Genomic DNA, 11275 nt, shown 5'->3' on the forward strand with positions numbered 1-11275 from the left:
AAGATAAAGGTACCGCCTCCGGGAGGTGGCCAGGTCCTTGTCTGCACATCGGTTTTCCAGGAGGCTCCTCCCAGCGCCCGGAGGGTTGGGCGTGCAAGTCACTGATTTTTCTGGAACGGCCCGGAGGTCGGCATGAAGGATGACGAGTTCAGGCCGGAACTCGGCCGAATACGGTCGCGTGGTTCGAAAGCAGGCAAGCGCTATGCCGGTCAGGTCCGCGCTGCGATTAACCGGGCCGGCGGCAGGCCCGCGCGTGGCGCGCGTTTTATGGGCAGCCGGACGGGACGCGGCGGGGCGGCTGCAGCACTGCTCAGATCGCGTGATCGCCATGCCGCCTTTCGCCAGCGCCGGGTCATCGTCAAGGCACGCATTGTCAGGCTGGCCGGCAAGGGCCTGGACGGCGCCCGCGCGCACCTGCGCTACATCCAGCGCGACGGCGTCACCCGGGAAGGCGAGCCGGGCAAACTCTACGGCGCCGAGCAGGATCGTATGGACGGCAGGGAGTTCCTGGATCGTGCGGACGGCGACCGGCATCAGTTCCGGTTCATCGTCGCGCCCGAGGACGGCATCCAGTATGACGACCTCAGGCCGCTCACGCGCCGCCTGATGGCGCAGATGGAAGAGGACCTGGGAACGAAACTCGACTGGGTTGCCGTCGATCATTTCAACACCGGTCATCCCCACACCCACATCATCGTCCGCGGCAAGAACGACCGGAGCGAAAATCTCGTCATCGCGCGGGAGTATGTTTCGAGCGGCATTCGGGAGCGAGCGGCCGAACTGGTAAGCCTCGATCTCGGTCCCCGAACCGACCGCGAGATCGAGCAGCATCTACGCCAGGAAATGGAGCAGGAACGCTTCACCAGCATCGACCGCCAGCTGCTACGCACGCGCGACGACGATGGCGTCGTCTCGCCGTCCGGCCGCGACACATTCCGTCAAACGCTTCATCAAGGTCGCCTGCGCAAGCTGGAACGCATGGGTCTGGCCGAGGAGACCGGGTCGGGTCGCTGGCGTCTGAACGATGATCTGGAAATCACCCTGCGCCGCATGGGGGAGCGCGGGGACATCATCAAGACCATGCACCGCGAGCTGACCGGAAAGGGACTCACCCGCAGCGCCGCCGACTGTGTGATCCACGATCGATCCAGCGAGCCAGCCCAGTCCGTCGTCGGCCGCGTTGTCGCGCGAGGACTCGCGAACGAACTTGATGACCGGCATTACCTCATCGTCGATGGCGTGGACGGCAGGAGCCACTACATCGACATCGGCAACGGCGATGCGACGGAACCGACACCTGACGGCTGCATCGTGCGCGTTACGCCGAGGAGCACCGAGCCCCGGCACGTTGATCGCATCGTCGCCGAAATCGCCGGTACCAATGACGGGCGCTACAGCATCGATATTCATCTGAAGCACGATCCGTCCGCCACCGAACGCTTCGCCGAAACACACGTGCGCCGGCTGGAGGCGATCCGGCGCGCGACCACTGGCGTGGAGCGCGAGCCCGACGGCACGTGGATAATCGCACCGGATCATCTCGAGCGCGTCGCGGATTACGAGCGCCAGCGGACCAGGGTCGAGCCTGTCACCGTCGACAGGCTCTCCTCATTGCCACTGGAGCAGCAGGTGGATTTCGACGGCGCCACCTGGATCGACCGTGAGCTGGCTTCCGGTAGCCCCGAACCCTTGCGTGATGCCGGGTTCGGGCGCGAGGTACGCCAGGCCCAGGGCCGTCGGCAGCAGTGGCTCGTCGCTCAGGGATTTGCCCGGAGGGAGCAGGACCGTCTTGTCTATCGCAACGACATGCTGCGCGCGCTGCACTGGCGCGAGCTGAATCGCGTCGCCAGCCAGCTCTCGAAAGAGCTCGGTCTTGCCTATGCCGAGCCGCGCCCCGGCGAGATTGTCGAGGGAACTCTCCGCCGCTCGGTCGAACTGGCCAGCGGCAAACACGCCATAATCGAGAAGTCTCGCGAGTTCACGCTGGTGCCGTGGCGATCGGTTCTAGATCGTCACATCGGCAAGGAGGTCTCCGGCGTGGTGCGGCGGGAGGGCATCTCCTGGACGATCGGACGGCAGAGGAGCGGGCCCAGCGTTTCGTGAATGTCAGACTGGTGATTTGCCTGTAACCAAAGGCGAATTCGCCAGCCCAGCTTCGGATATCCGCTACACGCCCTCAAATCGATCGCAGCTATCCCACAAACCGTTCCCGAAACCCGGCCTCAGAACAGAGTAGCGGCGACTGGCATATCGGAGGACCTCCAACGGTCGGGATTGGGACGTTGGTACTATCCCGCTGAGCGCAGTTAACGGCAGCTTGTAACATCCATGGCCGCTGGGGCGACATTCCCGTCAAGCCGAGTGAACCGCCTTCCTGGCTCCGTTCGGCCTTCCTGAACGCGGAGAATGCGGCAGCTAGGTAAACTAACTAGAGAAGCTCTCCTGAGATAATGGTACGTGCATATTGATCGAGTTCCTCGGTGGAGGCGAACGGCACCTGCGCGACGAAATATTCTTCGCCGGAGGGTTTGTCAGTCAGCCTGGCCGCAATGTGCCCCTTGCCAAGAAGGCGTTCGGCACCGCGCATACCGAGCGCAAGGTTCGAGCCGGCTTCGCTTGCCACCTTGAGTATCAAGCGATTGCCCAAATTGTCGCGAATGCCCGGTGGAATAGCATCCTGGGCGGCGCGCTGGGTGATCATTATGACGTGAATTCCACAGGCGCGCGCCTTCGATGCCAGACGGGTCATCGTACTCTGGATGACCTTGCGGTATTCGTCCGACCCAGCCATCCAGTCGGCCATCTCGTCATGAATGACGAACAGGTAGGGAAGGCGATCCTCCGGCTCAACGAGCGCGTTATACTCGGCGATCTTAGGTACGCGCTTGGTCTTGATCAGTTCGTATCGCCGGTCCATCTCGTAAACGATCGTCTCGAGGACCTTCTTGGATTCTTCCTGGTCGGTGATGATGTCTTGCGCCATATGCGGCGCCTCACTGATCCAGGGGAAGTCAACACCCATCTTGGGATCGATCAGGTAAAGCTTTAGCTTGTCCGGCGTATTAAGCGCGATCATTTGCAGGAGGAGATTCTGGGTCAGAACGCCCTTTCCGCTGCCGGTCTCGCCGGCAATCAACGTGTGCGGGGAGTGTTCGTCATTGCCACCGTAAGCCCCGCGCAGGTTGAGCCAGAGCGGATCGCCGGTGTCTTCACGTAGGCCTATGAGAAAGTTCGAGATCTCCTCGGGCGCCGAGCTGGGCCATTTGGCTTCGAGCCAGACCCGCGCCAGATCCACGACCCGTCGCCTTTGCGCAGCGACAAAAAGTGAAATGCGCCCGAGCCCGGTCCGAATATCGGTCACGTCGAGCCCGTGCGTTGTCTTGAGCTCGAGTAGTTTGGGCGTGAGCTTGCCCACCGTCAGCGTATTGTGGCCAGCAAAATTGACGAGCACGCCGTTAGGCGTCGAAATCGTCCGCGGCTCGGCAAAACGGGCCGTCATACCGAAGTCGGTCAGTGCCGCCTGCAGATTGACCGCGGTCACATCGGCAAAGGCGGCTTCGGCCTCTTTCTGATCATCGTAGCCCTTGCGCGTCGCAACCTCCCTTAGGACGTCCTCAAGAGTGGGCGGCAATCCCGGATTGGGTTCGATCACCGGTTCCGGTGCAGCATCTTCTTCGACATGAGGATCTACGACGACGTCCTCATCAACATCGAGGCCTTTGCCGACCGAGGCGTGGAGTTGGTCATCGATCGACGCTGCCTCCTGATTTGTCGGCGCCGTCTCGTCCTGCCTGACGTTCGGTGGTTCCTCAAAGCGCCTTTCGGGCAATACCGAGGTCCGTCCGCCATCTACTGCCGGGATGGTGGGGGCGGCAACGGAAGGATCCCTCAGGTGCTGCATGAGATGGGAGAAACTGCGCTGCTTGATCGTGTGCTGGAACACCGCGTCGTTCTTTTCCGATACCTTAACTCCGATCGTATCGGGTAGGGCGACGTCGTCGTGGACGACAACGACTGAGCGGCCGTCGACACGATACTCGATATCGCCGCCCGCGATGGCCTGCCGGAAGGCTTCGAGCTCGTCGTTGCTCGCGAAAAAATGGATATAGTCGGGACGCAGGGACATCAAAAACAGAAGCTGCCGGCCCCAGGCCCGTTTGGCCATTACGTCCTTTTGGATGACGAAATTCGCCTCAATTGTTGCCAGCGTCGAGACGACTTGATCGGTGCTTGACTTGGCTTCCATCGCCTGGGCGTTCTGCCCAACGCATTTGGCCTCGACGACGGTCATGTCGACTACGAACCGGCCATCTTGATTGTTGATCGTCAGAGCGAGGGTATCTGCCATTCTGCCCTTGAGACCAAAGAACGCCTGGTTGTCGTCGAGTGAGAACCAGGCGGGCTTGTGTCCGTTCTTGGTTTTTTCAGCGTTGACGAGCGCGGTGGCTGCGGCGAGTCCCATGATTTCTCGCGCAGTCGTCCGCGACTTTGCCGAGGAGAGGATCTTCTGGCCACAAACCTCGACAACAGTGTTGATGACCGTTTGCGAGAGCGCCTCGGCGTTCTGGCTCAGAAACGTGTCTGCCATGCTCTCGAAATCGAGGCGCAGGTGGCGCAAGAGGTTCTGGCTCGGCTCGCGCGATGACACAAGGACGCGCATTTCGACATCGGGGAGCTGGACGTCCCTGATGACCTTGATGCCGTTGGCCGAGAGCATCTGCCGGCTCGACATTGTATCGACGCTGATCACCCATTCCCCGAGCTCATGGGCCCGGCGAATGGTCCGGCTGATGTCCTGGTTGTCCCAATCGACCTTCTGGATGGGAACGATCCGCTTGTCGGCGGGGATAACGAGGGCGTTTTTTTCATCGGCCACATAGCAAAGGTCGGTGAACTGCGCCGCGGCTCGCGGTGGCCGCGAGGCGGTCATGAAGACTTCGATGGACTGCGTCGCGATATTGCCCATGGTATCGGAGTCAGTGCGCCGGCGGGGGAGGGCCGCATTCCTAAAATCGATATCCTCGGCCAATGTCTCAGCGGCGCCATCGACCAGCTCCCAGGTCATCGTCGCGTGTTTGAAAAAGGCGTTGTGCAAATAGACAACGTCGATATTGCTGCGTCTTCCATCGACCGGCGTCTCGCCCTTGCCAACCCCGACGCGCAGTCGCGAGAGGAATCCCTCTGTGACGTCATCGAGATTGCTGCCGCTCAGGCGTGTATTTTGCTTGGCATAGACCTCGCGGAGTCTCTCGGGGCTGTCATGGGTAATGAGTAGGCTCGCCCGCAGATGACTTTTTTGGGTCATGCGCTTTTCGAGGTCCTTTGCAACCAGGCCCGCCAAGCTTACGGCGTCCGCGTTATAAAGTGCCGTCGAGAAGTTGCCCTCTTCGTGCGGATTGAGTTCGATAAAGCGGTCGGACGCCTGCATGAACTGCTTGCAGGCGATCTCGGCCGTGGTTTCGAGCATCTGCTCGTTGGATTCGGGGGAGTCGACAGGCACCGCAAGGCTGTATCCGCCACAATCCTCCACCGTTACGAAGGGCGTGAGGTCGAGCGAAATCACCTTAGGGAAGAACCATTGCCCAAAGATTCCCTGCTGCTCGTCGGTCGCACGCTCGAGACCATCGACCGAGGCGTGTTCGTTGTGAATGGCGTCCTCGACGAACCGCGCGAGATCCCTTGACTTGGCCTTGCGCTCAAGAAGGCGCAACGGATGCCAGGCGGGGATAATCGCCGCGAGCCGGTTTGTCGCTGAAACGATCGCAAATTCGACGATCGGCCGCAGCAGCCGCTCGCGCATGGCGTTGGTATGCGACAGGTGCGTACGCGCAACCTGGCACAGCGTGCCAAAGGTCCGCGCCTGGTCCTCAATGAGGTCGGATGCGTAAAGCGTTTCGGGATGGTCGTAGAGATGTAGAAGGGCCTTGGAAAAGGCTGACCGAAACGCCGTCAAGGCTTGTGCAACCGCATCGCGCGCGTTCGCATCGATGGTCCGCGCAACGACGGCCTGGTCGAGCTGCTCAAAAAGGATCGTGAATTGATCGCTTTCCTTCGGATGATCGGCCGGGTTGGCCATCAAACCACGCTCACCGCCGGACACATCGATAAAGCTCGAGGTGTCAGAAAGAGACGCCGGCATGCCGCCCACAGCGCCACTCTGTTTGAGGGAGAACGGCTTTGTCACGTACCGAATGACACCGTCGGCAGCGTCCTTCTTGAATTCCTCGATGTCTTCAGGCCAACTCAGCGCCATGCTCTGGAAGCCCGGTTGCCAGAACGCGCGCACCTGAGTCGAACTGATGCCCTCGTCCGTTTGAAGCCGCAACTCAAATTCGATCTGGTTCGCTGGCGCGCCTCTACCGGTGTTTTCCCCCTTGGCCTCGAGCCATTTCCCGAAGTCGAGTTTCACGGTATCGCCCACGACACCCTGGAGAAGACGTCCCTCGAGCCGCAGCAAATTGACAAGGCGAGGATTGAGCCCGGTCCAAGCCGACGTCTTTTCCCCGTTCTTGATCTTAATCAGGATGACCGCGTTCGAAGCGATCGCTCCATCCTCGGACGCATTCTTGATCAGGAGCGAGCGGATGCCCTTGACGAGGGTCGAAAGAAGATCGGCTTCCTTGACCTCCTCGGTAAACAGGTGCCGTCGCCAGTGTTCATAGAGCTTCTTGTCGGTGTGGGTGCGGATGGCGTCCTGCCACTGGGCAAAGAACTCTTGGTCCTGTTCGGGCGTAGTGGACCCCGCCTCGAGCTCTGTGAGGTAGGTTTCGCACTCTTTCTCGCAGTCAGGATACTCTTCGCGAATAAAATCGCGCGTGCGCAGACTGAGCGGCTGCGCTTTCTTTCGCGCCTTGATGGCAAAGACCGACTTGCCGAAGTCATTCCATTCGACGTCCTCGCAAAAGCGCTCCTGGCTCTTGCGCCAGTCGCCATGCCTTAGGTACTGGCGATCTTCGATGAGCTTTTCAATGGCATCGGCCCCAGTACTCTCATCGGACTTATACTCGGCGCGGCTGGCGGCGATATGATTGAGGATCGGCTCGATCTCGAGCCGCACTTCCTTGCTGTCGAGGAGGTAAGGGATCCCCGAAAGATCCCGGTCGGCCGTCCGGAACAGGCCCCGAAAATCGGCAACCAGCCGGCCTTGGTCGCCGCCAAGCTGCGGAATGGTGCCAAAGCAGGATTTGGGCAGTCGCAGGGCCGGCGCTGAGAGGCGCAGCCTGTTGGCCAAGGTATGCTCTGAGAACGAGGCAAAACGCCGGACGAACTCAGCGTACTGGTCGAGCTCCTTTGTGATGCCGGACTGGTCGAGACCCCTGAGCATCGAGCGGATCCAGGTTCGCTGCTCTTCGCCCTTGAGCGCCTCGCCCATTCGTTCGAGGATCACCTCGAGCCAGAGCTCGTGCTTGTCTTGGATCGCGTTGCGATCGAGCCGGGTCACCTGCCCAAGACTAGTACCAACCGTGTCGCGCTGATCGTCGGTTACCGCGAAGACGATGACATCGGCATTGTCGAGATGCCGAAAATGGACGGCGGGCTTTTCGGACACGAACCGGGGATCGAGCACGTTGCAGAGCGTCTCGTCGATATCGGACGCGATCGCGAGCGTGACCTTCTTGCCTTCGATCTCGGCATAGTTGTTGGCGACGGCCAGAAGATGCTCGGGGTGCATACCGACAAGCTGCAGGAGAACGCGGGCGTCCTTGCGCTCGGCTTCCTCGCGAACCATACCCCAGACGACCCGTCCAACAAGATCGGCGCGTTCTTTCTGGTGTTCCCGAGCGGCTTGTGTCGTTGTGATCGCGTTCATGGAAAGAACCTACTCGGAACCGAGGTAAACATTGGAAACAAAGGCGCAGTCGTCCGAGAGGCGTTTTACGTATCCGAGCCCCGTCAGCCGCCTTTCGAATGCTCTGACGTTCTCTTCGAAAGAGGAAATGTCGCACGGCGGCACGGCAAAAGCCTCCCGTGACTGAACCGGGCCAATGACGAACCCGTAGCGCTCGTAGAGTTCCTCGAGGAAAGCCCCGATCGTTTTTGGTTCCTTGACCACGGCGAGGACGAGCGCCTCAAGGAAATCGTCCGACGATGCAAACCAAGTCCCCGCGCTCCGGCGCGCAACGACGAAGCCCGAATTGGTCCCAAGCGGGCTCACCATCGTCGAGATATTGTTTCGGCTGCGCCGCTTGGCGTCATGAATAAAGGCGTTCAACCAGTCCTCGGGCTTGCGCTGGGCCTCGGACTTTGCGCCCCACTTGCCGGCGCTGAAGGCGCGCTGAACAACTTCGAGTGCCTGGGCCGATCGCATGGCGGGATCGGGTTGGCGCAATGCGGCTTGCCAGGCCGGCGCAGAAGCGATCTTTTCGCGGATGAAGGCTTCGACGGCATCCTCGATCACCTGGCGGTGCCGGCGGAGATAGGACTTTGAAACGTCCCTGAGGTTCGCATCGCGCCCCCCGAGCATATCGAGCGGGATGGGATCGACCTTTTCATTGCCGGCAACGACCTGGGCCCGCTCGGCAAAGTACCGCATCAGATTGAGCGCGGTGATGCGAAAGAGAGGCTCGAACTTTTGTGGCGTGGGGAGCCGGTCGAGCTCGAGGATCGAGAGCCAGTCCTCGCCCATCCGGTCATAGGCGGGATGGTGCCGCTTGGGCAGATACCCGATCTGGCCGCCCGTCGTGCGATCGGACCCGTCGGGGATGAACTTGGCCGCAATCTTGTTGACTGGGTCCTTGTTGACGAGGAAATGGTTCTTGATCGCCAGCGCGAGCTTATCGGCTTTGGACGAGCGGTTCAGCATCAAATAGACCATTTCGCCGCCGCGCCCAAAGAACATGCGATCGGCGACGAATTTGGGATCAACGTCATTGAGAATGAGATTGGCCCCGCGGGGAACCAGAAACCGCGACGTGTACCGCCGATTGTTGAGCACGTCGATCTCGAGGCCCTGCAGGATCCTTACGGCCTGGCGGGCATCTTCGAACCTGTCGCCAAAGCTTTTGCGCAAGAATTCGAAATTGATCGGCGCACTCGCCCTTACTTCGTTCCGGAACCCGCTGTTGAGCTCGGCAATCCACTGCGACATGCGCTCATTGGGCGACAGGGTCGGGTCCTTGGCAACGCGCTCGAGCGAGCGGTCCTTGAAAAGAACGTAGCGCAACGCGGCCGATTTGGTGACCGGCACGATGAAGTTCTCGTGTTCGTCGGCGGCCGAGACATTGTGATTGAAGATGCGCATCGATTCATAGGGGCGGCCGTCGTCTCCAAGCTGGAGGGCGCTGCAGATCGCGAGCACTTCAAGGACCAGGATGTAGGGAAGCTGCTCTTCAACGAACCGGTGACCAAAGATGGCTTCCTGGACCCACATCAGGGTGTCGGCGCCCTTGCCGTCTTCGCCCATATTGAGCTTGAGCGAGGGGGTGTCCTTCGTGAGCGTATCGAGCATCAGAGTTGCCCCTCCAGCGAGCCAATGACCCGCTCGCGCAGGGTTTCTTCACTCGTATCCACGGCCTTGAGATCGGGCATTTCGTCGCCCTCGCTGTTTTGGATCGCACCGACCGACCGGATCTGGAAGCTGCGCACGTCCTGGAAGCACTGATTGGAAAAGCTCATAGGCAGCGCACCGTCATGGACCCGCATCAGATACTCGAAGAGCGTCGGCGTCAGGGGAAGCGATGCAAGCGTGTGCTTTTGGGGATAGGCGGCGTCGAGCTCAAGCCGCGGTGGGCGCCCCGGGTAGGACGGCGCGGCAAGCGCGAGCGAATAGGGCCGGCTGCGCCATGTGATCGGATTGGTCACAAGGATCGGAATGTCGGCGCCCTTATAGACCCCAGAGGGTTGGGTCAGCCACAAGCTGTCGGCCGTTTCGGTCAGCGATCCAGTGAGCGCCCGGTTGAGACCCTTGACGATCCTGGGGCGCGTCCAGAGAAACAGCTCCTGGTCCCGTTCGTCTTCGGCACGCAGAAGGTTGATGTAGAGGTCCCCGTAGCTGTGGACAGTCAGCTGCCAGGGGCTGGTTTCGCGCTTGTCGAGCGGGGCGTCAGGCCATTCGAAAAAGAGCCGGCGCCGCTGGGCCGTCAGCGCTTCGCGCAGTTCACTGATCCGCTCGCTGGGATTTTCCTTGTAGTTCTCGCGCAGCTGGGCATAGCTTGCCGAGCCATATTGGGGATGGTCGACCGGGTCCGGCCGGTGATCGACATCGAGAAGCAAATCGTCAAAGAAGTTGTTAGTTTCGAACCCGATACCGAACTCATCGAGCGCGGCAAAGCCGGCATGCTGCATCCGGCGCGCGGCGGGATGGTTTTCGCCAAAGACGTTGTTGTAGGGGTTTGTGCGATCATATTGCCCGGAAGCCGCCCTTTGAGCAGCCCGCGACGCGTTCATCAAGGGCGTCTGGTAGGGGGACGTCGTGTCACCCAAGAGCGCATTGACCACGAGTATGATGATCTGCCGGATCGAGAGATGCCTGTCGTCGGCAGCAGCGATTTCAACAAGCGCGCGAAGCCGGCTGCGCAGGGACGCCGGCTCGTTTTTGAGTAGAATCTCACGATTGATGAGGATCGGGCAGGCCTGCGGATCGGCAACGCACTGGCGGTAGTCCTGCCACCCAGGGTGCTTGCAGATCTGATCGATAATGGCGTCTATCGTTTCCGCGTGTGACCGGCGCGACATGTTGATGAGGCGGAAATGCCAATGCTCGGGCGTATCCTTGTCGTCACGCAACAGCTCGCGAAGTGCGGTCAGGATGGCCGGCCCGTCCGGTCCCGCGCCCATATGCGTCTCCCAAGTGCGCAGCAGATGGCCGTCATTGACGCAAAGAACAAAGATTTCGGGAGAGGCGAGGTTCGAAAAGGCCGCGATCAGCTTGGGAATGAGCGCGGCCTTGTCCGCCGTTTCGATCTCGCTCAGATCCTTGACGAACACGATCGAGCGGCCGGTCTCAGGATCGGGCCAGGTGACGGTATCTTCCGTATTGCCCCAGACCCTTGACGACCCGGAGAGTTTTTCAAGGACCTTGCGCGCCGTATAGGTCTTGCCGTCGCCTGCGGTCCCCGTGAGGATCACCGAGCGCGGAGTAGGCCCTCGAAGCGTCTCGACGATATCATCGGAATGCATTTCAGGAATGGCGAGCGGCTCCACGCCCGCCTTTTCGGCGGCAGCGACGACGAACTCGTCGTACATGTTGTTGCCGTCAGATGTCGGCCCGTACGCGGCCAGAAACTCGATGAGACCCGACTGTGCCACTGCCCCTCCATGGCACTGACGATGACAT

At 60.7% G+C, this 11275-nt stretch carries 4 protein-coding genes; 1 reads left to right on the forward strand and 3 read right to left on the reverse strand.

Annotated features, from left to right (window positions below; genetic code table 11):
* Positions 1-132: 132 nt before the first annotated feature.
* On the forward strand, positions 133-2103 hold the full coding sequence (rlxS, locus tag NUU27_RS11300) for a relaxase/mobilization nuclease RlxS (RefSeq protein WP_257762205.1): 1971 nt from the start codon (positions 133-135) through the stop codon (positions 2101-2103).
* A gap of 325 nt (positions 2104-2428) precedes the next feature.
* Here rlxS and NUU27_RS11305 read toward each other — a convergent pair whose 3' ends face one another.
* From NUU27_RS11305 to NUU27_RS11315, 3 genes are read right to left on the reverse strand one after another with little or no spacing between them, the layout of a single operon-like run.
* Positions 2429-7810 carry an FtsK/SpoIIIE domain-containing protein gene (locus NUU27_RS11305; protein ID WP_257762206.1) on the reverse strand — a complete coding sequence of 1794 codons (5382 nt, stop codon included), beginning with the start codon at positions 7808-7810 and terminating at the stop codon, positions 2429-2431.
* 9 nt (positions 7811-7819) lie between these two features.
* A complete protein-coding gene (locus NUU27_RS11310; protein WP_257762207.1) occupies positions 7820-9448 on the reverse strand; it encodes a hypothetical protein in 1629 nt (542 codons plus the stop codon).
* Positions 9448-11247, reverse strand: coding sequence for a hypothetical protein (locus NUU27_RS11315; protein WP_257762208.1), 1800 nt, complete (start codon positions 11245-11247; stop codon positions 9448-9450). The genes NUU27_RS11310 and NUU27_RS11315 overlap by 1 nt, the downstream gene beginning before the upstream one ends.
* Positions 11248-11275: the final 28 nt, after the last annotated feature.

Origin of the sequence: Nitratireductor sp. ZSWI3, from assembly GCF_024655565.1 — a bacterium.
Classification (GTDB): Bacteria; Pseudomonadota; Alphaproteobacteria; order Rhizobiales; family Rhizobiaceae; genus Nitratireductor.

Coding starts and splice junctions, on each gene's coding strand:
- NUU27_RS11305 (WP_257762206.1), bottom strand. CDS start 7,810: ATGAACGCGATCACAACGACACAAGCCGCTCGGGAACACCAGAAAGAA.
- NUU27_RS11310 (WP_257762207.1), bottom strand. CDS start 9,448: ATGCTCGATACGCTCACGAAGGACACCCCCTCGCTCAAGCTCAATATG.
- rlxS (WP_257762205.1), top strand. CDS start 133: ATGAAGGATGACGAGTTCAGGCCGGAACTCGGCCGAATACGGTCGCGT.